This window comes from Streptomyces sp. NPDC042102, assembly GCF_055582305.1.
The window spans coordinates 280,363-305,819 of sequence record NZ_JBVJDL010000005.1 but is presented as its reverse complement, the minus strand read 5'-3'; the positions used below and the strand labels follow the sequence as shown (position 1 = coordinate 305,819).

Annotated in this window: 20 protein-coding genes and 1 pseudogene; 15 read left to right on the top strand and 6 right to left on the bottom strand. The window is 69.3% G+C overall.

What is annotated here, in order from left to right; translation table 11 throughout:
• Positions 1–7: 7 nt before the first annotated feature.
• Both ACZ6KO_RS23540 and ACZ6KO_RS23535 read right to left on the bottom strand, forming a co-directional pair.
• A complete protein-coding gene (locus ACZ6KO_RS23540; RefSeq protein WP_469305961.1) occupies positions 8–796 on the bottom strand; it encodes an MIP/aquaporin family protein in 789 nt (262 codons plus the stop codon).
• Positions 797–1,114: 318 nt separating this feature from the next.
• Complete coding sequence (locus tag ACZ6KO_RS23535; protein ID WP_469305960.1) at positions 1,115–1,882, bottom strand: IclR family transcriptional regulator; 768 nt, start codon at positions 1,880–1,882, stop codon at positions 1,115–1,117.
• A 253-nt stretch (positions 1,883–2,135) separates the two neighbouring features.
• On the opposite strand from ACZ6KO_RS23535, the gene metH reads away from it, so the two are divergent.
• The 4 genes from metH to ACZ6KO_RS23515 all read left to right on the top strand — a co-directional run bounded on the left by metH (position 2,136) and on the right by ACZ6KO_RS23515 (position 10,205).
• Entirely contained in the window at positions 2,136–5,645 is a 3,510-nt protein-coding gene (gene metH, locus ACZ6KO_RS23530) for a methionine synthase (protein WP_469305959.1), read from the top strand.
• A gap of 113 nt (positions 5,646–5,758) precedes the next feature.
• On the top strand, positions 5,759–6,460 hold the full coding sequence (locus ACZ6KO_RS23525) for an HAD family hydrolase (RefSeq protein WP_469305958.1): 702 nt from the start codon (positions 5,759–5,761) through the stop codon (positions 6,458–6,460).
• 490 nt (positions 6,461–6,950) lie between these two features.
• Positions 6,951–8,555: an ABC transporter substrate-binding protein gene (locus tag ACZ6KO_RS23520; RefSeq protein ID WP_469305957.1), complete on the top strand. Its 1,605-nt coding sequence runs from the start codon at positions 6,951–6,953 to the stop codon at positions 8,553–8,555.
• 72 nt (positions 8,556–8,627) lie between these two features.
• Complete coding sequence (locus tag ACZ6KO_RS23515; RefSeq protein ID WP_469305956.1) at positions 8,628–10,205, top strand: ABC transporter substrate-binding protein; 1,578 nt, start codon at positions 8,628–8,630, stop codon at positions 10,203–10,205.
• Between the two features lie 83 nt (positions 10,206–10,288).
• On the opposite strand, the gene ACZ6KO_RS23510 is transcribed toward ACZ6KO_RS23515, so the two are convergent.
• Both ACZ6KO_RS23510 and ACZ6KO_RS23505 read right to left on the bottom strand, forming a co-directional pair.
• A complete protein-coding gene (locus ACZ6KO_RS23510) occupies positions 10,289–10,960 on the bottom strand; it encodes a response regulator (protein ID WP_469306077.1) in 672 nt (223 codons plus the stop codon).
• Between the two features lie 40 nt (positions 10,961–11,000).
• Positions 11,001–11,885 (bottom strand): RecB family exonuclease, encoded by an 885-nt coding sequence (locus ACZ6KO_RS23505; protein ID WP_469305955.1) that lies wholly within the window; start codon positions 11,883–11,885, stop codon positions 11,001–11,003.
• 134 nt (positions 11,886–12,019) lie between these two features.
• On the opposite strand from ACZ6KO_RS23505, the gene ACZ6KO_RS23500 reads away from it, so the two are divergent.
• The 3 genes from ACZ6KO_RS23500 to ACZ6KO_RS23490 all read left to right on the top strand — a co-directional run bounded on the left by ACZ6KO_RS23500 (position 12,020) and on the right by ACZ6KO_RS23490 (position 14,877).
• A complete protein-coding gene (locus ACZ6KO_RS23500) occupies positions 12,020–13,216 on the top strand; it encodes a site-2 protease family protein (protein ID WP_469305954.1) in 1,197 nt (398 codons plus the stop codon).
• Positions 13,217–13,235: 19 nt separating this feature from the next.
• A complete protein-coding gene (locus ACZ6KO_RS23495) occupies positions 13,236–14,141 on the top strand; it encodes a tRNA (adenine-N1)-methyltransferase (protein WP_365106120.1) in 906 nt (301 codons plus the stop codon).
• A 163-nt stretch (positions 14,142–14,304) separates the two neighbouring features.
• Positions 14,305–14,877: a hypothetical protein gene (locus ACZ6KO_RS23490; RefSeq protein WP_469305953.1), complete on the top strand. Its 573-nt coding sequence runs from the start codon at positions 14,305–14,307 to the stop codon at positions 14,875–14,877.
• 4 nt (positions 14,878–14,881) lie between these two features.
• Here ACZ6KO_RS23490 and ACZ6KO_RS23485 read toward each other — a convergent pair whose 3' ends face one another.
• Positions 14,882–15,211: a ferredoxin gene (locus ACZ6KO_RS23485; protein WP_469305952.1), complete on the bottom strand. Its 330-nt coding sequence runs from the start codon at positions 15,209–15,211 to the stop codon at positions 14,882–14,884.
• A 264-nt stretch (positions 15,212–15,475) separates the two neighbouring features.
• Here ACZ6KO_RS23485 and arc point away from each other — a divergent pair, with 264 nt between their 5' ends.
• From arc to prcA, 6 genes are all read left to right on the top strand, one after another.
• Positions 15,476–17,242, top strand: a complete 1,767-nt coding sequence (gene arc, locus ACZ6KO_RS23480) for a proteasome ATPase (RefSeq protein WP_469305951.1) — start codon at positions 15,476–15,478, stop codon at positions 17,240–17,242.
• Positions 17,243–17,489: 247 nt separating this feature from the next.
• Positions 17,490–19,001 carry a depupylase/deamidase Dop gene (gene dop, locus ACZ6KO_RS23475; RefSeq protein ID WP_469305950.1) on the top strand — a complete coding sequence of 504 codons (1,512 nt, stop codon included), beginning with the start codon at positions 17,490–17,492 and terminating at the stop codon, positions 18,999–19,001.
• A 172-nt stretch (positions 19,002–19,173) separates the two neighbouring features.
• Complete coding sequence (locus ACZ6KO_RS23470) at positions 19,174–19,386, top strand: ubiquitin-like protein Pup (RefSeq protein ID WP_469305949.1); 213 nt, start codon at positions 19,174–19,176, stop codon at positions 19,384–19,386.
• A gap of 116 nt (positions 19,387–19,502) precedes the next feature.
• A complete protein-coding gene (locus ACZ6KO_RS23465) occupies positions 19,503–19,787 on the top strand; it encodes an endonuclease domain-containing protein (RefSeq protein WP_469306076.1) in 285 nt (94 codons plus the stop codon).
• On the top strand, positions 19,769–20,608 hold the full coding sequence (prcB, locus tag ACZ6KO_RS23460) for a proteasome subunit beta (protein ID WP_469305948.1): 840 nt from the start codon (positions 19,769–19,771) through the stop codon (positions 20,606–20,608). Before ACZ6KO_RS23465 ends, prcB begins: the two co-directional genes overlap by 19 nt.
• Positions 20,609–20,659: 51 nt before the next feature.
• Positions 20,660–21,421, top strand: coding sequence for a proteasome subunit alpha (prcA, locus tag ACZ6KO_RS23455; RefSeq protein WP_469305947.1), 762 nt, complete (start codon positions 20,660–20,662; stop codon positions 21,419–21,421).
• 90 nt (positions 21,422–21,511) lie between these two features.
• Here prcA and ACZ6KO_RS23450 read toward each other — a convergent pair whose 3' ends face one another.
• Positions 21,512–22,558 (bottom strand): LacI family DNA-binding transcriptional regulator, encoded by a 1,047-nt coding sequence (locus ACZ6KO_RS23450; protein ID WP_469305946.1) that lies wholly within the window; start codon positions 22,556–22,558, stop codon positions 21,512–21,514.
• A 153-nt stretch (positions 22,559–22,711) separates the two neighbouring features.
• Between ACZ6KO_RS23450 and ACZ6KO_RS23445 the strand changes: the two are divergent.
• Positions 22,712–23,999, top strand: a pseudogene (locus tag ACZ6KO_RS23445) (MFS transporter).
• 9 nt (positions 24,000–24,008) lie between these two features.
• Positions 24,009–25,370, top strand: a complete 1,362-nt coding sequence (gene pafA / locus ACZ6KO_RS23440) for a Pup--protein ligase (protein WP_469305945.1) — start codon at positions 24,009–24,011, stop codon at positions 25,368–25,370.
• Positions 25,371–25,457 lie beyond the last annotated feature (87 nt).

Genomic DNA, 25,457 nt, shown 5'->3' with positions numbered 1-25,457 from the left:
GAACGGCTTAGACGAACGCGAGGTTGTAGATACCCGCGGCGAGGGCTCCACCGATCAGCGGGCCGACAACGGGGATCCAGGCGTAGCCCCAGTCGGAGCCGCCCTTGTTCGGCAGCGGCAGCAGCGCGTGCACGATACGCGGACCGAGGTCGCGCGCCGGGTTGATGGCGTAGCCGGTCGGACCACCGAGGGAGAGGCCGATGCTGACCACGGTGAAGGCGACGATCAGGCCGCCGAGGAGGCCCAGGCCCTTGCCGCTGTCGTTGAGGCCGTAGGCGAGCACCGCGAGCACGAGCACCACGGTGCCGATGATCTCGGTGGCGAGGTTCTGCCACACGTTGCGGATCTCGGGGCCGGTGGAGAAGACACCGAGCACCGGGCCGGCGTTCGGCTCCGTCTTCTGGTCGACCAGCCCGGCGTGCTCGGACTTGGTGGCCACGATCTCCGGGTCGGTGAGGTGCGCCTTGAACTGGCCGTAGTAGGCCACCCAGGCCAGCGCGGCACCGATCATGGCGCCGAGCATCTGGCCGGCGATGTAGACCGGAACGTTGCTCCAGTCGCCGTCCTTGATCGCGATGCCGACGGTGACGGCGGGGTTGAGGTGGGCGCCGGAGAGGGTGCCGGTCATATAGACGGCGGTCATGACCGCGAAGCCCCACCCGAAGGTGATCGCCAGCCAGCCCGCGTTCTGCGCCTTCGAGCGCTTGAGCACGACGGCGGCGACAACGCCGGCGCCGAGAAGGATGAGTACGGCGGTACCGAGGGTCTCGCCGATGAAGATGTCGGAGCTGGACACCCGCGACTCCTTTGTCCTACGTCCAGGGGGTGAGCGGATACACCGGGTCCCTTCCAGTGCACCGCGCACTCGGTGAGTGCTTTTTCGGCCCTGGCTTGTCACACCCTAGCGCGTATTGCCGGTAGGTGTTCGACAATGCCGACCGATGAACGGCAGTTTTTCGCCCAGGTGAAGACTGCGTCAAGAGCCGGTCGAGTCGGATTGCCGGATCGTTACCACTAGGTACGATCGACCAAATCCAGCCATCTTGTAGTCAGGAACGGGCCTCAAGAACGCACAAAGCGGCCCCGAAGGAGCCGCTGAGTGACAAGAGGAAGGTCAGAACCGGCCCGCCCCGAGATCGCGCGAAACCGCCCGCGCGCAGTCCCGTACGGACGCCACCAGGGTCGCCCGGGGCTCGCCCCGGTCCCCGCAGACGCGCTCCACGGCGCCGGCGACGGCCACCGCGCCGACCGGCATCCTGCGCCGGTCGTGGATGGGCGCCGCCACCGAGGCGATGCCGTCCCAGGTCTCCTCGACGTCCGCGGCCCAGCCGCGGGCCCGCGTCAGGTCCAGGATGCCCTCGAAACCGGTCAGGTCCGTCACGGTCCGCGGGGTGAACGCCGGGCGCTCGCCCTCGACGACCTCACTGTGCGCGACCGGGTCGAAGGCCGAGAGCACCTTGCCCAGGGCGGTGGAGTGCAGCGGCTGCATGGCACCCACCTCCAGCACCTGACGGCTGTCGTCCGGCCGGAACACGTGGTGCATGATCAGCACCCCCTGCTGGTGCAGGACGCCCACGTACACGCTCTCGCCGCTGGCCCGGGCCAGGTCGTCGGTCCACACCAGCGCGCGGGCGCGCAGCTCGTGCACGTCCAGATAACTGTTGCCCAGGCGCAGCAGCTCCGCGCCGAGCTGGTACCGCCCCGAGACCGGGTCCTGCTCCACGAAGCCCTCGGCCTGGAGGGTCCGCAGGATGCCGTGCGCGGTTCCCTTCGCCAGGCCCAGGGAGGAGGCCACGTCGGAGAGGCCCAGCCGGCGCTCACCGCCGGCCAGCAGTCGCAGCATCGCAGCAGCTCTCTCGAGCGACTGGATGTTCCGTGCCATCGACAGCCTCCTGTGAAGCCTGCTCATACAAATCGGGTTCGACAATGCCGAACTCTATCGGTCCATGCCGACTTCGTGCATGGTGGGGAAAGTCTGTCAAGACCACGACGATCCGGCCACCCCCAGAGCACAGGATGCCGTCCGGCCTGTGGGACACCCCCACCGGGCCGCAGCCTGCGCGGTTACCCTGACCGCGTACGCCCTTGGAGAAGGGCGTAAAGCCGACAGCCGTCGCACACCAGGGAGCTCAACCATGGCCTCGTTGCCGAACCCGCCCGCTGACACCCAGACCCGGGCCGATGCCCTCCGGCAGGCACTCGCCACCCGCGTGGTGGTCGCCGACGGAGCCATGGGAACGATGCTCCAGGCGCAGGACCCCACGCTGGAGGACTTCGAGCAGCTGGAAGGCTGCAACGAGATCCTCAACGTCACCCGTCCCGACATCGTGCGCTCGGTGCACGAGGCCTACTTCGGGGCCGGCGTGGACTGTGTGGAGACCAACACCTTCGGCACCAACTACGCGGCGCTCGCCGAGTACGAGATCGTCGAACGCAACTTCGAGCTGGCCGAGGCCGGGGCGCGGATCGCCCGCGAGGTCGCCGACCGGTTCACCGCCGAGACCGGGCAGCAGCGCTGGGTGCTCGGCTCCATGGGCCCGGGCACCAAGCTGCCCACCCTGGGTCACATCGACTACGCGACGATCCGTGACGCCTACCAGATCAACGCCGAAGGCCTGCTGAGCGGCGGCGCCGACGCGCTGCTCGTGGAGACCACCCAGGACCTCCTCCAGACCAAGTCCTCCATCATCGGCGCCCGCCGCGCCATGGACGCCCTGGGCGTCAGCGTCCCGCTGATCTGCTCCGTCACCGTCGAGACCACCGGCACCATGCTGCTCGGCTCCGAGATCGGCGCGGCCCTCACCGCACTGGAGCCGCTCGGCATCGACATGATCGGCCTGAACTGCGCCACCGGCCCCGCCGAGATGAGCGAGCACCTGCGCTACCTGGCCCGCAACGCCCGGATCCCGCTGTCCTGCATGCCGAACGCCGGCCTGCCGGTCCTCACCAAGGACGGCGCCCACTACCCGCTCTCCGCGAGCGAGCTGGCCGACGCCCAGGAGACCTTCGTCCGCGAGTACGGCCTCTCCCTGGTCGGCGGCTGCTGCGGCACCACCCCCGAGCACCTGCGCCAGGTCGTCGAGCGGGTCCGCGGCGTGGCACCGGCCGCCCGCGAGCCGCGCCCGGAACCGGGCGCCTCCTCCCTCTACCAGACGGTCCCGTTCCGCCAGGACACCTCCTACATGGCGATCGGTGAGCGGACGAACGCGAACGGGTCGAAGAAGTTCCGTGAGGCGATGCTGGAGGCCCGCTGGGACGACTGTGTGGAGATGGCGCGCGATCAGATCCGTGAGGGCGCGCACATGCTGGACCTGTGCGTGGACTATGTCGGCCGGGACGGTGTGGCGGACATGCGGGAGCTGGCGGGCCGGTTCGCGACCGCTTCCACGCTGCCGATCGTGCTGGACTCCACCGAGGTCCCGGTCATCCAGGCGGGTCTGGAGAAGCTGGGCGGCCGTGCGGTCATCAACTCGGTCAACTACGAGGACGGCGACGGGCCGGAGTCCCGTTTCGCGAAGGTCACGCGGCTGGCCCAGGAGCATGGTGCGGCGCTGATCGCGCTGACGATCGACGAGGAGGGCCAGGCCCGCACCGTCGAGCACAAGGTCGCCATCGCCGAACGGCTCATCGAGGACCTCACCTCCAACTGGGGGATCCATGAGTGCGACATCCTCATCGACACCCTGACGTTCACGATCTGCACGGGTCAGGAGGAGTCGCGGGGGGACGGGATCGCGACGATCGAGGCGATCCGTGAGCTGAAGCGGCGTCATCCGGAGGTGCAGACCACGCTGGGTCTGTCGAACATCTCCTTCGGTCTGAACCCGGCCGCGCGGATCCTGCTGAACTCGGTGTTCCTCGACGAGTGCGTGAAGGCGGGGCTGGACTCGGCGATCGTGCACGCGAGCAAGATCCTGCCGATCGCGCGGTTCGACGAGGAGCAGGTCGGTACCGCGCTGGATCTGATCTATGACCGGCGGGCGGAGGGTTACGACCCGCTGCAGAAGCTGATGGCCCTGTTCGAGGGCGTGAACACCAAGTCGATGAAGGCCGGCAAGGCCGAGGAACTCCTCGCGCTGCCCTTGGAGGAGCGGCTCCAGCGCCGCATCATCGACGGGGAGAAGAACGGCCTGGAGGCCGACCTCGACGAGGCCCTCCAGACCCGCCCCGCCCTGGACATCGTCAACGACACCCTCCTCGAGGGCATGAAGGTCGTCGGCGAGCTGTTCGGCTCCGGTCAGATGCAGCTGCCGTTCGTGCTCCAGTCGGCGGAGGTGATGAAGACGGCGGTGGCGCACCTGGAGCCGCACATGGAGAAGTCCGACGCCGAGGGCAAGGGCACCATCGTGCTGGCCACCGTCCGCGGTGACGTCCACGACATCGGCAAGAACCTCGTCGACATCATCCTCTCCAACAACGGCTACAACGTCGTCAACCTGGGCATCAAGCAGCCCGTCTCCGCCATCCTCGAAGCCGCCGAGGAGCACAAGGCCGACGTCATCGGCATGTCCGGTCTGCTCGTGAAGTCGACCGTGATCATGAAGGAGAACCTCGAGGAGCTCAACCAGCGCAAGATGGCCGCGGACTACCCGGTCATCCTCGGCGGCGCCGCCCTGACCAGGGCCTACGTCGAACAGGACCTCCACGAGATCTACGAGGGCGAGGTCCGTTACGCCCGCGACGCCTTCGAGGGCCTGCGCCTCATGGACGCCCTGATCGCCGTCAAGCGCGGCGTGCCCGGCGCCGAGCTGCCGCCGCTCAAGCAGCGCCGCGTCGCCAAGCGCGAAGCGCCCGTACTCGAGGTGGACGAGCCCGAGAGCGGCGTCCGCTCCGACGTCGCCGTCGACAACCCCGTCCCCACGCCCCCGTTCTGGGGCACCCGCGTGGTCAAGGGCATCCCGCTGAAGGACTACGCCTCCTGGCTCGACGAGGGCGCCCTGTTCAAGGGCCAGTGGGGCCTGAAGCAGGCCCGGGCGGGCGGGGCGACGTACGAGGAGCTCGTGGAGACCGAGGGCAGGCCGCGGCTGCGCGGCCTGCTGGAGAAGCTGCACACCGAGAACCTGCTCGAGGCGGCCGTGGTCTACGGCTACTTCCCCTGCGTCTCCAAGGGCGACGACCTGATCCTCCTCCACGAGGACGGCTCCGAGCTGACCCGGTTCACCTTCCCGCGCCAGCGCCGCGGCCGCCGCCTGTGCCTGGCGGACTTCTTCCGCCCCGAGGAGTCGGGGGAGACGGATGTGGTCGGCCTCCAGGTCGTCACCGTCGGCAACCGCATCGGCGAGGCCACGGCCAAGCTGTTCGAGACCGACTCCTACCGCGAGTACCTGGAGCTGCACGGCCTCTCGGTGCAGCTGGCCGAGGCCCTCGCCGAGTACTGGCACGCCCGGGTGCGCGCCGAGCTCGGCTTCGGGGGCGAGGACCCAGCGGACGTCGAGGACATGTTCGACCTCAAGTACCGCGGCGCCCGCTTCTCCCTGGGGTACGGCGCCTGCCCCGACCTGGAGGACCGCGCCAAGATCGCGGACCTGCTCCAGCCGGAGCGGATCGGCGTCCACCTGTCGGAGGAGTTCCAGCTCCACCCCGAACAGTCCACCGACGCCATCGTCATCCACCACCCCGAAGCGAAGTATTTCAACGCACGCTGAGGGCCGCCGACGTACACTTGTCGGTCCCACACAGGCCGGTCGCCTGTTCCTTCCGGGCACGCCCGCGGGAAGAGGTGACCGGCCTTCTTGTCCCTGCTGAGAGGTCGTGCCGTATGACCAGCACCGTTCCCGCACCTGTCGCGCCTACGGCCGACGGATCCGCCCTCCAGGCGGTGCTGCTCGACATGGACGGCACGCTCGTGGACACCGAGGGCTTCTGGTGGGACGCCGAGGTCGCGGTCTTCGGCGAGCTGGGCCACCGGCTGGACGAGTCCTGGCGCGACATCGTCGTCGGAGGACCCATGAGCCGCAGCGCGGGCTTCCTCATCGAGTCCACCGGCGCCGACATCACCCTCGCCGAGCTGACGGTCCTCCTCAACGAGCGCTTCGAGGCCCGGATCGCCGACCGCGTGCCGCTGATGCCCGGTGCCGAGCGGCTGCTGAGCGAGCTGGCCCGGCACAACGTGCCCACCGCCCTGGTCTCCGCCTCGCACCGGCGGGTCATCGACCGGGTGCTGCGCTCGCTGGGACCCGAGCGCTTCCACCTCACCGTCGCCGGGGACGAGGTGCCGCGGACCAAGCCCCACCCGGACCCCTACCTGCTGGCCGCCAGGACACTGGGCGCCCACCCCTCGCGGTGCGCGGTCGTCGAGGACACCGCGACCGGCGTGGCCGCCGCCGAGGCCGCCGGCTGCCGGGTCGTGGCGGTGCCCTCCGTCGGGATGATCCCGGCCGCCCCCGGCCGCACGGTGGTCCGCTCCCTGGAGGACGTGGACCTGTCCTTCCTGCGCGCGCTCATCACTCCGATGAACTGACCGCGCACGCTGCGTACCGAACAGATCGGGGTGGGATCGAGGTCACACGGAAGGATCTTCCGCGTGACCGACCGGAGGCCGAAATTCCATCCCCTTCACAGCGTCAGCTCGGGGTGACCTTGGTCACCCGACGACCCCCCTCGGACCCCCTCGGGAGCCCCTTCCGGCACCCCTGGGGGTTCCCTTGTGTCCGGATTGATCAGCTCATGACCGAATCTGTCGAGACACTGGTGTGAGCGGGCAGTTCGTGCCCATCACGGTGTGCTGTTCTGCCCCGTTCGCTCGGTTCCAGCCATACCGTCCCGGACCACTAATGTCATCGCCGGGCACCGCACCGCACCGCTGCCGACCCGGACACATACCCCTGTGCCGGGCCGAGTGGACCGATCGTCAACACACCGGCCCGATCGTTCCGCCCTGACCGGGCGAGCGCCGCGACGTGCCCCTTTCACCGCAGTGACCACGTGCCGGTCGAGGGAGTACGTCGAGGATGAACCGCAAGACCCTGGTGCTGACGGCCGTGGCCGGCCTGCTCACCCCGGTGCTGACCGCATGCGGCAGCGCGACCGGCGGGACAGCGGGCACGGGAACGATCGTCGTCGGGACCACCGACCGGTTCGAGGCCGCCGACTACGCCCCCGCTCCGTTCGACCCGGCGTACGCCTACGACGCCGGCGCCTGGAACGTGCTGCGCCAGACCGTCCAGACCCTCATGCGCACCCCGCGCGGCGGCGGCCAGCCCGTCCCCGAAGCGGCCTCCGACTGCCGCTTCACCGACGCCGGCAACGAGAGCTACCGCTGCACCCTGCGCCCGGGCCTGAAGTTCGCCAACGGTGACCCGATCACCGCCAAGGACGTCAAGTTCTCCATCGACCGGGTGCTGACGATCAAGGACGAGAACGGCCCGTCCAGCCTGCTGTCCACCCTCGACACCGTCGAGGCCAAGGGCGCCGACACCGTCGTCTTCCACCTGAAGACCCCCGACGCGACCTTCCCGTACAAGCTCTCCACCCCCGCGACCGGCATCGTCAACCAGAAGATGTACGACGCGAAGAAGCTCCGCGCGGGCTTCGCCGTGGACGGCTCCGGGCCGTACACGATGAAGGCCGAGGTCAAGGACAACCACCTGGTCCGGGCCGTCTTCACCAAGAACCCCCACTACAAGGGCGACATCAAGCTGCAGAACGACAAGGTCGAGCTGCGCACCTTCGACGACTCCGCGGCCGTCGGCAAGGCCCTGACCGACGGCTCCGTCCACGTGGTCTCCCGCACCCTGTCGCCCGCCCAGATCAAGGACTTCGCCGGCAAGCCGCCCAAGGGCGTCAAGCTGGTCCAGATGCCCGGCCTGGAGATCCGCTACCTCGGCTTCAACACCGAGGCCCCGGTGGTGAACAACAAGGCCGTGCGCCAGGCCCTCGCCGCCGCCGTCGACCGCAACAACATCATCTCCAAGGTCTACGGCAAGGCCGCCCAGCCGCTGTACTCCCTGGTCCCCACCAACGTCGGCGGCCACGTCAACACGTTCTTCAACAAGTACGGCGAGGCCAACACGCCGAAGGCCGCCGCGCTGCTGCGCGAGGCCGGCGTCAAGACCCCCGTGAAGCTCACCCTGAACTACACCACGGACCACTACGGCGACGGCACCGCCGCCGAGTTCGAGGCCCTCAAGACCCAGCTCAACGGCACCGGACTGTTCGACATCACCGTCCAGGGCGCCGAATGGGCCGGCTTCCGGCCCGCGCAGAAGAAGGGCGAGTTCGCGGCCTACGGCCTCGGCTGGTTCCCCGACTTCCCCGACGCGGACAACTTCCTCGCTCCCTTCCTGGAGCACGACAACTTCCTGGGCACGCCGTACGCCAACAACACGGTGCGCACCAGGCTGATCCCCGAATCCCGCCGCGCGGCCGACCGCAAGGCCGCCGACTCCGTCATCGCGGACATGCAGGAGATCGTCGCCGACGACGTCCCCGTGCTCCCGCTCTGGCAGGGCAAGCAGTACGTCGCCGCGCGCGACGGGATCACCGGGGTGGAGTGGTCGGTCAACTCCATCTCCGACCTCCAGCTGTGGGAACTCGGCCGGGGTGTCAGCGGCTGACGCCGCAACCGTTATCCGCGCATCAGGCGCAACCACGTGCAACGACAAGCTAGACGGAGAAGGACGTTCGTGATGAGACGTAACCAGTGGTTGGTGGCACCGCTCGGCGCGGCCACCGCAGCAGCGCTGCTCAGCGGTTGCGGTTCGACGGAAGGCGCCGTGGGCGGCGGCGGCAAGGGCGTCGTCATGGGCATATCCGACAAGGTCAAGTCGACCGACCCCGCGTCGGGCTACGACCCGGGCTCCTGGCTGCTCTTCAACAACGTCTTCCAGTCGCTGCTGAGCTTCCCCAAGGGCGGCACCGCGCCCGAGCCGGACGCCGCCCAGTCCTGCGTCTTCGACGGCAGCGACAGCAAGGTGTTCAAGTGCACCCTGCGCGACGGCCTGAAGTTCAGCAACGGCAACTCCCTCACCTCCAAGGACGTCAAGTACTCCTTCGAGCGCACGCTGAAGATCAAGGACCCGAACGGCCCGGCCGTCCTGCTCAGCTCGATCGCCGGCATCGACACCCCCGACGACAAGACCGTCGTCTTCCGCCTGAAGACCTCCGACGCGACCTTCCCGAGCAAGATCGCCTCCGGCGCGGGCGCCATCGTCGACCACCGCGAGTACCCGGCCGACAAGCTGCGCACCGACAACAAGGCCTTCGGCTCCGGCGTCTACAAGCTGGACTCCTTCACCAACAAGGCCGCCAACTTCTCCGTCAACGACTCCTACACCGGCAAGGCCAAGGCCAAGAACACCGGCGTCACGCTGAAGTTCTTCGACGGCGACCAGACCTCCCTGAAGAACACCCTGGAGAGCGGCGACGTCGACTTCGCCTTCCGCGGCCTGAACGCCAAGGACATCGCCGGCCTCGCCGGCAAGTCCGGCTCCCAGAAGGTCGAGGTCGTCCAGGGCACCGGCGCCGAGGTCCAGTACCTGGTCTTCAACACCAACGACCCGGTCACCGGCAAGCTCCCCGTCCGCAAGGCCATCTCGTACCTGGTGGACCGCGAGGCCCTGGTCAAGGACGTCTACGAGGGCACCGCGACCCCGCTGTACTCGATCATCCCGGCCGGTATCCCCGCCCACAACACGGCCTTCTTCGACCGCTACGGCGGCGCCCCGCAGCCCGAGAAGGCCAAGGCCGCCCTCAAGGCCGCCAACATCAGCGGCAAGGTCAAGCTCACCCTGTACGGCACCCCGTCGCGCTACGGCCCCGCCACCGACCAGCAGCTCTCGCTGATCGCCAAGCAGCTCAACGACAGCGGCCTGTTCGAGGCCGACGTCAAGTCCGTCGAGTACGAGCAGTACGAGAAGGACATCGCCGCCGGCAAGTACGGCGTCTACGTCATCGGCTGGGTGCCCGACTACCCGGACGCCGACAACTTCACCCAGCCCTTCTTCGGCCCGGGCAACGTCCTCGGCAACAACTACGACAACAAGGAGATCACCGGGACGATCATCCCGGCGACCTCCGCCAAGTCCGACCGCGTCTCCGCCAACACCGACTACACGCGGCTCCAGGACATCGTCGCCGAGGAGATCCCGGTCCTGCCCCTGTGGCAGGGCAAGCAGTACGCCGTCTCCCGCCCGAACATCACGGGCCTGCAGTGGTCGCTGGACGCCTCGACGGTGTTCCGCTTCTGGGAGATCAGCAAGGGCTGAGCACCACCCCGATCAACCCCCCGGCGGGCCGGAACACCGTTCCGGCCCGCCGAGGCGTTCCTACTGCGCCCCGGGAGGCGTTCCTACTGCGCCCCCGGACGGACCAGACCGCTCTCGTACGCGTACACCGCGGCCTGGACACGGTCGCGCAGCCCCAGCTTGGTCAGCACATGACCCACATGCGTCTTCACGGTCGTCTCGCTCACGAACAGATCCGCCGCGATCTCCGCGTTCGACAGACCGCGCGCCACCAGCTTCAGCACCTCGACCTCCCGCTCGGTCAGCGTCGCCAGCACATCCGGAACCGCCTGCTCGCCCGACGGCAGATGCCCCGCGTACTTGTCCAGCAGCCGCCGCGTGATGCTCGGCGCGAGCATCGCCTCACCCGCCGCGACCACCCGGATCGCCTGCACCAGCTCGTTCGCCGGCGCGTCCTTCAGCAGGAAACCACTGGCCCCCGCGCGCAGCGCCTCCACCACGTACTCGTCCAGGTCGAACGTCGTCAGCACCAGCACCTTCGCCGGACCGTCCCGGCCCGGCCCCGTGATCTGCCGGGTCGCCTCGACCCCGTCCATCCGCGGCATCCGGATGTCCATCAGCACCACGTCGGGCTGCAGCGCCCGCACCTGCTCCAGCGCCTGCAGGCCGTCCCCGGCCTCGCCGACCACCGCCAGATCGCCCTCCGCCTCCAGGATCATCCGGAAACCGGTGCGCAGCAGCGGCTGGTCGTCGACCAGAAGGACGCGGATCGCCACGGAAAACCTCTTCGTCATCGGCGGATACGTACGGTCCGCCTCATTCTGCCCTGACCGGAGATCCAGGACCCCGCCGGGAGACCGGCAGCGGATACACCGGCGGCCGGCCCCCGAACTCCGGGCACACCGCCCGGTGATCGCACCAACCGCACAGCTTCGTCGGCCGCGGCCGCCACTCGCCCGTCTCCGTCGCCTCCACGATCGCCTCCCACAGCGCCAGCAGCTTGCGCTCCACCCGCTCCAGATCCGCGATCACCGGGTCGTACGTCAGCACGTCCCCACTGCCCAGGTACACCAGCTGGAGCCGGCGCGGCACCACCCCCTTCAGGCGCCACACCACCAACGCGTAGAACTTCATCTGGAACAGCGCACCGTCCGCGTACTCCGCCCGCGGCGCCTTGCCCGTCTTGTAGTCGACGATCCGCACCTCACCCGTCGGCGCCACGTCCACCCGGTCGATGATCCCGCGCAGCCGCAGCCCCGACTCCAGCTCCGTCTCCACGAAGAACTCCCGCTCCACCGGCTCCAGCCGCGTCGGGTCCTCCAGCGTGAACCAGCGCTCCACCAGCGCCTCCGCCTCCGCCAGCCACCGCCCCAGCCCCGCACCCCCGTCATCCTCCGGGAACAGCTGCGCCAGCTCCGGCTTCGACTCCAGCAACCGGTCCCACTGCCCCGGCACCAGCGCCCTGGCCCGCGGCGCCGTACGCTCGTCAGCGGGATGGTCGAAGAGCCGCTCCAGCACCGCGTGCACCAGCGTCCCCCGCGTCGCCGCCGCACTCGGCTTCTCCGGCAGCTTGTCGATCACCCGGAACCGGTACAGCAGCGGGCACTGCATGAAATCGCTCGCCCGCGAAGGGGACAGCGACGTGGGCCGGGCCGCGCCCGGCACGGCGGCGTCGGACTCGGGACCGGGGCTCGTCGTCATAACAGAGAACCCTACGACCCGCCACCGACAACGACACGCATACCATCGACGCCGGCCCCCCTCGCACTGCATGATCGAAGCATCACACCGCGCGACGCCGCGGACCGCAGGACCGCACCGACCGAAGGACAGCCGTGGCAGAAACCGACGAAACCGGCGAGCGTGGAACCACCCGCTCCGAACCGGGCGGCGGACTCCTCATGGGCCGCCCCTTCGGCGTACCCGTCTACGTCAAGCCCAGCTGGCTCCTGGTCGCCGCCCTCATCACCTGGATCTTCGGCGAGCAGCTCGACCGCCTCCTGCCCGAGCTCGGCCCCCTGCGCTACCTCGTCGCCCTCTTCTTCGCCGTCGCCTTCTACGCCTCCGTCCTCGTCCACGAACTCGCCCACGCCGTCGCCGGACTCCGCTTCAAGCTCCAGGTACGCCGCATCCAGCTCCAGTTCTTCGGCGGCGCCACCGACGTCGACGAGGCCGGCACCCCCGGCCGCGAATTCGTCCTCGCCTTCGTCGGCCCCCTGCTCTCCCTCCTCCTGGCCGGCGCCTTCTACCTCGGCATGACCGCCGTCGACCCCGGCACCGTCCCCGGCGTCCTGCTGGCCGGCCTGATGATCTCCAACCTGATCGTCGCCGCCTTCAACCTCCTGCCCGGCCTGCCCCTCGACGGCGGCCGCATGCTCCGCGCCGTCGTCTGGGCCCTCACCGGCCGCGCCATGACCGGCACCATCGCCGCCGCCTGGGTCGGCCGCGCCATCGCCGTCGCCGTCCTCCTCGGCCTGCCCCTGCTCACCGAGACCGGCGTCATCGGCGGCACCACCGACGACCTCGGCGGCATGGACACCGTCATGAACGCCCTCCTCGCCGCCCTCCTCGCCGCCATCATGTGGTCCGGCGCCGGCAACAGCCTGCGCATGGCCCGGCTGCGCGAACACCTCCCCGAACTGCGCGCCCGCACCCTGACCCGCCGCGCCATCCCCGTCGAATCCGCCACCCCCCTCTCCGAGGCCCTGCGCCGCGCCAACACCGCCGGCGCCCGCGCCCTCGTCGTCGTCGACGGCCTCGGCGACCCCACCGCCATCGTCCGCGAGAGCGCCATCGCCTCCGTCCCCGAACACCGCCGCCCCTGGGTCGCCGTCTCCGCCCTCGCCCAGGACCTCGTCGACGGAATGAAGGTTTCCGCGGACCTCGCCGGCAAGGAACTCCTCGACCGCCTCAACGCCACCCCCGCCACCGAATACCTCGTCATCGAGCCCGACGGCGCCGTCTACGGCGTCCTGTCCACCCTCGACGTCGAGAAGGCCTTCGTGAAAGCCATGGCACGACCCACCGCCTAGTGCCCGGTAGGCTGGTCGTATGTCCGAACCGACCGGTGCCGCCCGCCGACGCGGGCCCTTCAAGGTCGGGGACCAGGTCCAGCTCACCGACCCCAAGGGACGCCACTACACGTTCACGCTCGAAGCCGGGAAGAACTTCCACACCCACAAGGGTTCCTTCCCGCACGACGAGCTGATCGGTGCTCCCGAGGGCAGTGTTGTCCGTACCACGGGGAACGTCGCCTACCTTGCGCTGCGCCCCCTGCTCCCCGACTACGTCCTGTCCATGCCCCGCGGCGCCGCCGTGGTCTACCCCAAGGACGCGGGCCAGATCCTGGCCTTCGCCGACATCTTCCCCGGCGCCCGCGTCGTGGAGGCGGGCGTGGGCTCCGGCTCCCTCAGCAGCTTCCTGCTGCGCGCCATCGGCGACCAGGGCATGCTCCACAGCTACGAGCGCCGCGCCGACTTCGCCGAGATCGCCAAGGACAACGTCGAGCGCTACTTCGGCGGCCCGCACCCCGCGTGGCAGCTGACCGTCGGCGACCTCCAGGACAACCTGTCCGACACCGACGTCGACCGCGTGATCCTCGACATGCTCGCCCCCTGGGAGTGCCTGGAGGCCGTCAAGAAGGCCCTGGTCCCCGGCGGCATCCTGTGCTGCTACGTGGCCACCACCACCCAGCTGTCCAAGACCGTCGAGTCCATCCGCGAGATCGGCTGCTTCGCCGAGCCGCAGCCGTGGGAATCGATGATCCGCAACTGGCACGTGGAGGGCCTCGCCGTCCGCCCCGACCACCGGATGATCGGCCACACCGGCTTCCTCGTCACCGCCCGCCGCCTCGCGGACGGCGTCGAGCCCCCGCTGCGCCGCCGCCGCCCCGCCAAGGGCGCCTACGGCGAGGACTACGAGGGCCCCGGATCCGGCTCGGGCTCCGGCCGCGGCTGACACACCCGCCACAACCTGCCCGCGCCGTGGCGCAGTTCCCGCAACCACCGGGGAACTGCGCCACGGCGCCTTTTCGTTGCCCGGCCCCGGCCGTTCCGGACCAACGTGAGGTGTGACACGATGCTGGCTCCCCCTCGTCACGCCGCCCCAGGAGCCACCCCGCGTGCAGAGCCTCCCCGTTCCGGAACTGGAGCACACCCGCACCCGCCCCCTGCACTGGCTGGCCACCGCCACCGCCATGGCCGCCGTCATCGCCGGAGCCGGCCTCCTCCAGCCCGACCCGGCCGCCGGCACCGCGACCACGACCACGGCAGCCCCCGGGACACCCGCCCCGCCCGCCGCACCCGACCCCGCCGGCCTCACCTACCCCCTGGACTGCCGCGGCGTCGCCCAGAACGTCACCGCCACCACCACCGGGGACCTCGACGGGGACGGCCGCCCCGAAACAGTCGTCGCCGTCCAGTGCGCCGCAGGCTCCGGCACCCCGCCCCACGCGCTCTACGTCATCGCCGACGCCGCCCGGCCCCGCGTCGTCGCCACCCTCCTCGCCCCCGCCGCACGACGCAACGTCACCGAGCTCGCCGTACGCGACCGGGCCGTCACCGCGACCCTCCTCGGCTACTCCGCCCCCGAGGTGCCCCGCTGCTGCCCCGACACCAAACAGCTCGCCAAGTGGCGGTGGACCGACGGAAAATTCAGCCAGGAGCTGACAGGCGCGAACGCGCGCAGCATCTGAACCGTCACTCAGCGTCCGGACCGAAGACCTCGACCCCGTCCGAGACCCGCCGCACATGGATGCAGTCGCCCGGGCACTCCTTGGCCGAGTCCACCACGTCCTGAAGCAACGGCAGAGGAACCGGAGCCGTCGCCCCCGGGTCCTGCAGCAGCTCGTCGTCCGCGCTCTTCACATACGCCAGACCATCGATGTCCAGCTCGAACACCTCCGGCGCGTACTGCGCGCAGATCCCGTCCCCGGTGCACAGGTCCTGATCGATCCACACCTCGAGCGGCTCCCCGGCCACGCCGGCGCCGCCCGCGTGCTCGATCGGTGCCTCGTGCTGCACGGTCATATCCCCTGCCGTTCCCTGCGCTCCATGAACCATTCCCGTCACACATCGCGGCAAGTCGCGCGAGCCCTGACGGGTGTTGAACGTCTCGACCTTACAACCGGCCGCTTTCAGATGTTGATGGGTGGGTATTTCCTTGGCGTGAGGGAGTACGCAAGGGTGAAGATCGGACACACCTCTACCGTCTTTGTGATCTAGGGGTTTCAATCACCACCAGCCCAGGTAGGGTCAGGAAGCGTCCAGCTCCCCTTGGAGGAGGTGAGGACCGTGGCAGCCCACGACGACGACATCAACCGCGGCATCCGGCCCGGTCGGGGGTCCGACGACCCCGCCGGTCAGGTTGCCTATCTCGAGCAGGAAATCGCCGTCCTGCGACGTAAGCTCGCCGACTCTCCGCGACACACGAGGATTCTCGAAGAGCGGATCGTCGAGCTCCAGACAAACCTGGCCGGCGTCTCCGCACAAAACGAGCGACTGGCAAATACCCTCCGTGAGGCACGCGACCAGATCGTGGCCCTCAAGGAAGAAGTCGACCGGCTCGCGCAGCCGCCGGCCGGCTTCGGTGTCTTCCTCCAGACGAACGAGGACGGCACCGTCGACATCTTCACCGGCGGCCGCAAGCTCCGCGTGAACGTCAGCCCCAGCGTCGACCCGGAAGACCTCCGGCGCGGCCAGGAGGTCATGCTCAACGAAGCCCTCAACGTGGTCGAGGCCATGGAGTTCGAACGGGCCGGGGACATCGTCACCCTCAAGGAGATCCTCGAGGACGGCGAGCGCGCCCTGGTCGTCGGGCACACCGACGAGGAAAGGGTGGTGAGGCTCGCCGAGCCGCTCCTGGACATCACCATCCGCCCCGGCGACGCCCTCCTGCTCGAACCCCGCTCCGGCTACGTCTACGAGGTCGTCCCCAAGAGCGAGGTCGAGGAACTCGTCCTCGAAGAGGTCCCGGACATCGACTACAGCAAGATCGGCGGCCTGGGCGACCAGATCGAGCTGATCCGCGACGCCGTCGAGCTCCCCTACCTCTACCCGGACCTGTTCAAGGAGCACGAACTGCGCCCGCCCAAGGGCATCCTGCTCTACGGACCGCCCGGATGCGGCAAGACGCTCATCGCCAAGGCCGTGGCCAACTCGCTCGCCAAGAAGGTCGCCGAGGTGACCGGCCAGCCCGCCGGGAAGTCCTACTTCCTGAACATCAAGGGCCCCGAGCTCCTCAACAAGTACGTCGGCGAGACCGAGCGCCACATCCGCCTCGTCTTCCAGCGAGCCCGGGAGAAGGCCAGCGAGGGCACCCCCGTCATCGTCTTCTTCGACGAGATGGAATCCCTCTTCCGCACCCGCGGATCCGGAGTCAGCTCGGACGTGGAGAACACCATCGTCCCCCAGCTGCTCGCCGAGATCGACGGCGTGGAAGGCCTGGAGAACGTCATCGTCATCGGCGCCTCCAACCGAGAGGACATGATCGACCCGGCCATCCTGCGCCCCGGCCGGCTCGACGTGAAGATCAAGATCGAGCGCCCCGACGCCGAGGCCGCCCGCGACATCTTCGCGAAGTACCTCAAGGCCTCCCTGCCCCTGCACACGGACGACCTGTCCGAGCACCAGGGCTCGCCCGAGGTCGCGGTGCACAGCATGATCCAGACCGTCGTCGAGCAGATGTACGCCGAAACCGAGGAGAACCGCTTCCTCGAGGTCACGTACGCCAACGGCGACAAGGAAGTCCTCTACTTCAAGGACTTCAACTCCGGAGCGATGATCCAGAACATCGTCGACCGGGCCAAGAAGATGGCCATCAAGGCCTTCCTCGAGCACAACCAGAAGGGCCTGCGGGTCTCCCACCTCCTCCAGGCGTGCGTGGACGAGTTCAAGGAGAACGAGGACCTGCCCAACACCACCAACCCGGACGACTGGGCCCGGATCTCCGGAAAGAAGGGCGAGCGGATCGTCTTCATCCGCACCCTCGTCACCGGAAAGCAGGGCGCGGACACCGGACGCTCCATCGACACGGTGGCCAACACGGGCCAGTACCTCTGACCCAACCAGCGGGGCGGCTGCGGGTGCCCTTCCAGGGGCACCCGCAGCCGACTGCTTTTCGGCCGGTGACAGGGCACACGCAATGACCGAAATGATCTCCCCACGAGCGCGGTGCCGCTCTAGGCTCTTCCGTACCGCCGGTCGCGCAGTGCGGGGACGGGCACCGCACACGCACCGGATACCGCGCACCAGCGGTACGTGAGCGCCGCTCCCACAGAGGGGAGCGCCGCCGGGCAAGGAGGGCCGCATGACCGTACGGCGAGTAATGGGGATCGAGACGGAGTACGGGATCTCCGTCCCCGGTCACCCGAACGCCAATGCCATGCTCACCTCGTCCCAGATCGTCAACGCGTACGCGGCGGCGATGCACCGGGCGCGGCGCGCCCGCTGGGACTTCGAGGAGGAGAACCCGCTGCGGGACGCCCGCGGCTTCGACCTCGCCCGCGAGGCCGCGGACAGCAGCCAGCTCACCGACGAGGACATCGGCCTCGCCAACGTGATCCTCACCAACGGCGCACGACTCTACGTCGACCACGCGCACCCCGAGTACAGCTCCCCGGAGGTCACCAACCCGCGCGACGCCGTCCTGTGGGACAAGGCCGGCGAGCGGATCATGGCCGAAGCGGCCGAACGGGCCGCACAGCTCCCCGGCGCCCAGCCGATCCTGCTCTACAAGAACAACACCGACAACAAGGGCGCCTCCTACGGCACGCACGAGAACTACCTGATGAAGCGGGAAACCCCCTTCTCGGACATCGTGCGCCACCTGACGCCCTTCTTCGTCAGCCGCCAGGTCGTCACCGGCGCCGGGCGCGTCGGCATCGGCCAGGACGGCCGCGAGCACGGCTTCCAGATCAGCCAGCGCGCGGACTACTTCGAGGTCGAGGTCGGCCTGGAGACCACCCTCAAGCGGCCCATCATCAACACCCGCGACGAGCCCCACTCGGACGCGGAGAAGTACCGCCGCCTCCACGTGATCATCGGCGACGCCAACCTCTCCGAGATCTCGACGTACCTCAAGCTCGGTACGACGGCACTGGTCCTCTCCATGATCGAGGACGGCTTCATCAACGTCGACCTGGCCGTGGACCAGCCCGTGCGCACCCTGCACCAGGTCTCCCACGACCCGGACCTGCGCCATCTGATCACGCTGCGCAGCGGTCGCACCCTGACCGCCGTACAACTTCAGATGGAGTACTTCGAGCTGGCGCGCAAGTACGTGGAGGAGCGTTTCGGCTCCGACGCGGACGAGCAGACCGCCGACGTCCTCTCCCGCTGGGAGGACGTGCTGGGCCGGCTGGAGAGCGACCCGATGAGCCTGTCGGGGGAGCTCGACTGGATCGCGAAGCGGGAGATCCTGGAGGGCTACCGGCGCCGCGACAGCCTCGACTGGGACGCGGCCCGCCTGCACCTGGTGGACCTCCAGTACGCGGACGTACGCCCGGACAAGGGCCTGTACAACCGTCTGGTGGCCCGCGGCAAGATGAAGCGGCTGCTGGACGAGACGGACGTGGAGCGGGCCGAGAGCAAGCCGCCGGAGGACACCCGGGCGTACTTCCGGGGCCGGTGCCTGGAGCAGTACGCGGACGACGTGGCCGCGGCCTCCTGGGACTCGGTGATCTTCGACCTCCCGGGCCGGGACTCCCTCCAGCGCGTCCCGACGCTGGAACCCCTGCGGGGTACCCGCAAGCACGTCAAGGAACTCCTGGACCGCTGCCGCACGGCGGAGGACCTGGTCCGGGTGCTTTCCGGGGGCTGAGGACGGCTGAAAAGCCGCCGGGCCGGGAATCATGAAAGCACCCGCACGTTATGGAAGTGCGGGGACGAATACCGGGCCCTCCTTGTAGGGTCCGACATAGGGTCTGATCTTGAGGGATCCCGTCCCGGGGTCCCTCGTCATGAGCGTGCGAACCGAGCGGGGTGAGGTAGACATGGCGACCAAGGACACCGGCGGCGGACAGCAGAAGGCGCAGCGCTCGACCGAGGAGGTCGAGGAGCAGACCGCCGAGGCGCAGTCCGACCTCAAGGAGCGGCAGGAGAAGCTCTCCGACGACGTCGACTCCGTTCTGGACGAAATCGATGATGTGCTCGAGGAGAACGCCGAGGATTTCGTGCGGTCCTTCGTTCAGAAGGGCGGTGAGTAGTTTCACCTTTGATTCGAAGGTGAAACGCTCAATGGGGGGCTTGATAAGTGGAGTCCAAGCGCTGTGCGCGGTGTCGTGAGGTGAAGCCGCGTGTGGCCTTCGCGGCGAACCGAGCCATGCGTGACGGCCTGCAGTGCTCCTGCAGGCCGTCCGGCGGACTCCGGACGCGCTGCAAGCCGTGTCGCGCGGAAGAGGGGCGCGCATGGCACCTCGAGCGCTCTTGCGGTCTCTGCCAAAAGGCCCCGGCCGTGTATGTGGATCATTGCCACGAGACGGGTAGGGTCCGTGGCGTACTGTGCTTCAACTGCAATTCGGCCATCGGAAAGTTGGGAGACGATCCCGACACCCTTCGTCGGGCCATCGCATACCTGGAGGGAAACGCGTGGAAGCAAACAAGATGAGCACCGGGCGTCTCCCAGCGGCCTTCCTGACGCCGGGGTCGTCCTCCTTCATGGACTTCCTGGGGGCGCACTCGCCCGAGCTGCTGCCCGGGAACCGGAAGCTGCCCGAGGGTGTCGTCGAGGCGCCGCACGGGACGACCATCGTCGCCACGACGTTTCCCGGCGGGGTCGTGCTCGCCGGTGACCGGCGGGCGACCATGGGGAACATGATCGCGCAGCGGGACATCGAGAAGGTGTTCCCCGCCGACGAGTACTCCGCGGTGGGCATCGCCGGTACGGCCGGCCTGGCCGTGGAGATGGTCAAGCTGTTCCAGCTGGAGCTGGAGCACTTCGAGAAGGTGGAGGGGGCGACCCTCTCCCTGGAGGGCAAGGCCAACCGGCTGTCGACCATGATCCGGAGCAATCTGGGGATGGCCATGCAAGGGCTGGCCGTGGTGCCGCTGTTCGCCGGGTACGACGAGGCCCGTGAGAAGGGCCGGATCTTCTCCTACGACGTGACCGGCGGCCGCTCCGAGGAGCACGGTTACGCCGCGACCGGGTCGGGGTCCATCTTCGCCCGCGGGTCCATGAAGAAGCTCTACCGGCCCGACCTGACGGAGGAGCAGGCCACCACGCTGGTCGTGCAGGCGCTGTACGACGCCGCCGACGACGACTCGGCGACCGGTGGGCCGGACCTCTACCGTCACATCTACCCCATCGTCACCGTCATCACCGACGAGGGCTTCCGCCGGCTGACGGACGAGGAGTCGCAGGAGCTCGCCCGCAGCGTCACCAACCGGCGGCTGGAGCAGCCCGACGGGCCGCGCGCGGCCCTGCTCTGACCCGCCCCTCCTCCTCGCCCTCGTCGCCCAGAAGAAAGGGACGGACAACCGGTGTCGACTCCGTTCTATGTGTCACCCCAGCAGGCCATGGCCGACCGGGCCGAGTACGCCCGCAAGGGCATCGCCCGCGGTCGCAGCCTGGTTGTGCTGCAGTACGCCGACGGCATCGTGTTCGTCGGTGAGAACCCCTCCCGTGCGCTGCACAAGTTCAGCGAGATCTACGACCGGATCGGCTTCGCGGCCGCGGGCAAGTACAACGAGTACGAGAACCTGCGGATCGGCGGGGTGCGCTACGCCGATCTGCGCGGATACACCTACGACCGTGACGATGTGACGGCCCGTGGGCTGGCGAACGTCTACGCGCAGACGCTGGGCACGATCTTCTCGTCGGCCGGTGAGAAGCCGTACGAGGTGGAGCTGGTGGTCGCCGAGGTCGGGGCGACCGCGGCGGGCGACCAGATCTACCGGCTGCCGCACGACGGTTCGATCGTGGACGAGCACGGCTCGGTGGCGGTCGGCGGGAACGCGGAGCAGATCAGTACGTTCCTCGATCAGCGTCACCGGGACGGCATGACGCTGGCGGAGGCGCTGAAGCTGGCGGTGCAGGCGCTGTCCAGCCAGGCCAACGGTGCCGACCGGGAGATCCCGGCGGAGCGGCTGGAGGTGGCGGTGCTGGACCGGACGCGGACCCAGCAGCGCAAGTTCAAGCGGATCCGGGGCCGGCAGCTGGCGCGGCTGCTGGAGCCGGAGGTGCCGGCGGCGGCGCAGGCCGACGCGGTGTCCAATGACGAGGCGGCGGACGACGCGGAGTAGTCGTTCTCGTTCCTTCCGTATGCCGGTGCCCCCGGACCGTTCGCGGTCCGGGGGCACCGGTGTGTCCGGAGGGTGTCCGGTGCCATCGCTCTAGCGGGCTGTGGGCGGGGCCGTGGAGCCGCGGACGACGAGTTCGACGGGGAGGGGCGGGGCGGTCCACGGGTGGCCTTCCAGGACGGCGAGGAGGGCGCGCATGCCGTCTTCGCCGACGCGTTCGGCGGGGATGCGGACGGTGGTCAGTTCGGGTTCGACGGCGGTGGCCAGGGCCATGTCGTCGAAGCCGGTGACGGAGAGGTCCTCGGGGAGGGCCAGGCCGAGGCGGCGGGCGGCCTTGCAGGCGCCGACGGCGAGGATGTCGTCGTCGCAGACGACGGCGGTGGGGCGGGTGGTGGCGGGGCCGGTGTGGTCGGTCAGGGCCTTTTCCATGGCGGCGCAGGCGTCGGCGATGGTGAGGGGGGCGCGGACGGTGCGCAGGGTGGTGCCGGTGCCGGTGCCGGTGCCGGTGCCGGTGCCGGGGCCGAGGGTGCGGGCGAGGGCGGCGGCGCGGATGTCGAAGGTCCAGGAGTCGACGGCCGAGGCGAGGTGCAGGAAGTGCCGGTGGCCCTGGTCCAGGAGGTGGGTGGTGACGGCGGTCATGCCGTCGGCGAGGGCGATGTTGACGAAGGCGGAGGCGCCGCCGGCGGTGGGATCGCTGTCGAGCATGACCAGGGGCAGGTCCTGGTCCTCGCCGCGGATGCCTTCGAGGGCGTCGGTGGCCATGGAGGAGGCGATGATGCCGTCGAGGGCGGTGCGGGCGGAGGCGAAGGGGTCGCGGGCGGGGCCGGTGCCGTCGGGGGAGAGGTAGAGCACCACGCCGAAGCCGTGTCCGGCGGCGACCTTGGCGGCGCCGGTGTAGACGCGGGCGAAGAACTCGTTGGTGAGGGCGGGGACGACGAGGAGGGCGGTGCGGGTGCTGCCCAGGCGCAGGTTGCGGGCGGCGAGGTTGGGGCGGTAGCCGAGGGCGTCGGCGGTTTCGCGGACGTGGGTGGCGGTGCGTTCGGAGACGCGGCCGCGCCATTTTCCGGCGAGGACGAGGGAGACGGTGGCCTGGGAGACCCCGGCGGCGTGGGCGACGTCGCGGCTGGTGGGTCTCGTCACACGGGGCTCCTGAAGTGCGAGGTCGTGGGGTGCGGGGTGGGTGTGGGGGTGGGTGCGGGGTGGACCGCGGGATGTGGTCATGGTACGTATGACCCGTCACGTTATACGTATTACCTGAGATCCTCGGTGGGGTCCGGGCGGAAAGGGGCGGACATGGCCGCGGGATACGCGGAGCTGCTGAGGACGCGGCACGCGGCGAGGCTGCTGGTCGGCACGCTCATAGGGCGGTTGCCGAACGGCACCGCGCCGATCGCGATCGTGCTCTTCACCCGTGCGGAGGGGGGCAGCTACAGCCTGGCCGGTGCGCTGGCCGCGGTGTACGGCGTGGCCAACGCGGTGGGCCAGCCGCTGCTGGGCCGGGCCGTGGACCTGTACGGCCAGCCGCGCGTGCAGCTGCCGGCCGCCCTCGTCTCGGCGCTGGGCATGGTGTGGCTGGCGCTGGCGGGCACCACGCCGGTGCTGGGGGCGTACGCCGCGGTGGTGGTCGCGGGTCTGTTCACGCCGCCGCTGGAGGGGGGCCTGCGGGCGCTGTGGCCGAACGTGCTGGGGGGCCGCGAGGAGCGGGTGCACCAGGCGTACGCGATGGACGCGGTGGCCCAGGAGGTCATGTTCACGGTGGGTCCGCTGCTGGTGACGCTGCTGGTGGCGCTGTGGGATCCGGCGGTGGCGCTGCTGGTGATCAATGCGGTGGGGGTGCTGGGGGCGCTGTCAGTGGTGCTCTCGCCGCCCTCGCGCGCCTGGCGCTCGGCGCCGCGCGAGGCGCACTGGCTGGGCGCGCTGCGTTCGGGCGGGCTGCTGGCGCTGCTGGGCGCGTTCTTCTTCGTGGGGACGGCGCTGGGGTCCATCACGGTGGCCGGTGTGGCGTATGCGGACGACCACGGGAACGAGGCGGTGTACGGCTGGCTGATGGCGGCGCTGGGGCTGGGGGCGCTGATCGGCGGTGTGGTCTACGGGGCGCGCAGCTGGCGGGGTGCGCCGGAGCGGCGGCTGCGGCTGCTGGTGGCGCTGCTGGCGGTGGGCTACGTGCCGTTGATGCTGACTCCGGATCCGGTGGCGATGACGGCGCTGGCGGCGCTGGCGGGGGTGTTCCTGGCGCCGTCGATCGCGTGCGCGTTCATCGTGGTGGACCGGCACGCTCCGGTGGGCACGGTGACGGAGGCGTTCTCGTGGTTGGTGACGTTCTTCGGGGTGGGTGCGGCGATGGGTACGGCGGTGGCGGGTCCCGCGGTGGAACTGGGCGGGACGGCGGCGGGCTTCGGGGTGGCGTCGGCGGGCGGGGTGCTGGCTCTGCTGGTGCTGATGGCCACTCAGCGGGTGCTGGCGGCGCCGGGCCGGGCGCGGGGTGTGACCGGCGCGCCTTCGGGTTCCGTGGACCCGCTCATCAGAAACTGATCGAAACGGCGTTCTCGAACCCGGTTTCAGAACACAGCAGAAGGCGTAATGTTCAGTCATGGACCGCCGCATTTTCGGGCTGGAGAACGAGTACGGCGTCACGTGCACGTTCAGGGGACAGCGCCGACTGTCTCCTGACGAAGTGGCGCGCTACCTCTTCCGCCGTGTCGTGTCATGGGGCCGCAGCAGCAATGTCTTCCTGCGGAACGGCGCCCGCCTGTACCTGGACGTGGGTTCGCATCCGGAATATGCAACTCCCGAATGCGACAACGTGACCGAGTTGGTCACGCACGACAAGGCCGGCGAGCGGATTCTCGAAGGACTGCTGGTCGATGCCGAACGCCGCCTGCACGAGGAGGGAATCGCGGGCGACGTCTATCTCTTCAAGAACAACACCGACTCGGCGGGCAACTCCTACGGCTGTCACGAGAACTACCTGGTGGCGCGGCACGGGGAATTCTCCCGCCTGGCGGACATCCTCATTCCGTTCCTCGTCACCCGGCAGCTGATCTGTGGCGCGGGGAAGGTGCTGCAGACGCCGCGGGGTGCGGTCTACTGCGTGAGCCAGCGGGCCGAGCACATCTGGGAGGGCGTCAGTTCCGCGACGACCCGGTCCCGGCCGATCATCAACACGCGGGACGAGCCGCACGCGGACGCCGAGCGCTACCGGCGCCTGCACGTGATCGTGGGCGACTCGAACATGTCGGAGACGACGATGCTGCTCAAGGTCGGGGCCACCGACCTGGTGCTGCGCATGATCGAGGCGGGCACGGTGATGCGGGACCTGACCCTGGAGAACCCGATCCGGGCGATCCGGGAGGTCAGCCACGACATCACGGGGCAGCGCAAGGTGCGTCTGGCCAGTGGCCGGGAGGCGTCGGCGCTGGAGATCCAGCGGGAGTACTTCGACAAGGCGGTGGACTTCGCCGAGCGCCGGGGGATCCGTACCGGCACGGTGGAGCAGGTGCTGGAGCTGTGGGGCCGGACCCTGGACGCGGTCGAGGCGGAGGACCTTGACCGGATCGACACCGAGATCGACTGGGTCATGAAGTACAAGCTCATCGAGCGGTACCGGGCCAAGCACAACATGACCATGTCGAACCCGCGGGTGGCGCAGATAGACCTCGCCTATCACGACATCCACCGCCGGCGGGGGTTGTACTACCTGCTGGAGCGCAAGGGGCAGGCGGCGCGGATCTGCAACGACCTGAAGATCTTCGAGGGGAAGTCGGTGCCGCCGCAGACGACCCGGGCTCGGTTGCGCGGTGACTTCATCCGGCGTGCGCAGGAGCAGCGGCGGGACTTCACGGTGGACTGGGTGCACCTGAAGCTGAACGATCAGGCGCAGCGCACGGTGCTGTGCAAGGACCCGTTCCGTGCGGTGGACGACCGGGTGGAGAAGCTGATCGCCGGCATGTGATCTTGGTTGTGATCTGTCGCGGGGCCCCGTACGTCACTCGTACGGGGCCCTCGGCACGGCTTAGAGTGGCGGCGACCCTTTGTGCCG

What these genes read in the sequence shown, in the direction of transcription:
- ACZ6KO_RS23535 (WP_469305960.1), bottom strand. Translation starts at nt 1,882, where the DNA reads ATGGCACGGAACATCCAGTCGCTCGAGAGAGCTGCTGCGATGCTGCGA.
- metH (WP_469305959.1), top strand. Translation starts at nt 2,136, where the DNA reads ATGGCCTCGTTGCCGAACCCGCCCGCTGACACCCAGACCCGGGCCGAT.
- ACZ6KO_RS23525 (WP_469305958.1), top strand. Translation starts at nt 5,759, where the DNA reads ATGACCAGCACCGTTCCCGCACCTGTCGCGCCTACGGCCGACGGATCC.
- ACZ6KO_RS23520 (WP_469305957.1), top strand. Translation starts at nt 6,951, where the DNA reads ATGAACCGCAAGACCCTGGTGCTGACGGCCGTGGCCGGCCTGCTCACC.
- ACZ6KO_RS23515 (WP_469305956.1), top strand. Translation starts at nt 8,628, where the DNA reads ATGAGACGTAACCAGTGGTTGGTGGCACCGCTCGGCGCGGCCACCGCA.
- ACZ6KO_RS23505 (WP_469305955.1), bottom strand. Translation starts at nt 11,885, where the DNA reads ATGACGACGAGCCCCGGTCCCGAGTCCGACGCCGCCGTGCCGGGCGCG.
- ACZ6KO_RS23495 (WP_365106120.1), top strand. Translation starts at nt 13,236, where the DNA reads ATGTCCGAACCGACCGGTGCCGCCCGCCGACGCGGGCCCTTCAAGGTC.
- ACZ6KO_RS23485 (WP_469305952.1), bottom strand. Translation starts at nt 15,211, where the DNA reads ATGACCGTGCAGCACGAGGCACCGATCGAGCACGCGGGCGGCGCCGGC.
- dop (WP_469305950.1), top strand. Translation starts at nt 17,490, where the DNA reads ATGACCGTACGGCGAGTAATGGGGATCGAGACGGAGTACGGGATCTCC.
- ACZ6KO_RS23470 (WP_469305949.1), top strand. Translation starts at nt 19,174, where the DNA reads ATGGCGACCAAGGACACCGGCGGCGGACAGCAGAAGGCGCAGCGCTCG.
- ACZ6KO_RS23465 (WP_469306076.1), top strand. Translation starts at nt 19,503, where the DNA reads ATGCGTGACGGCCTGCAGTGCTCCTGCAGGCCGTCCGGCGGACTCCGG.
- pafA (WP_469305945.1), top strand. Translation starts at nt 24,009, where the DNA reads ATGGACCGCCGCATTTTCGGGCTGGAGAACGAGTACGGCGTCACGTGC.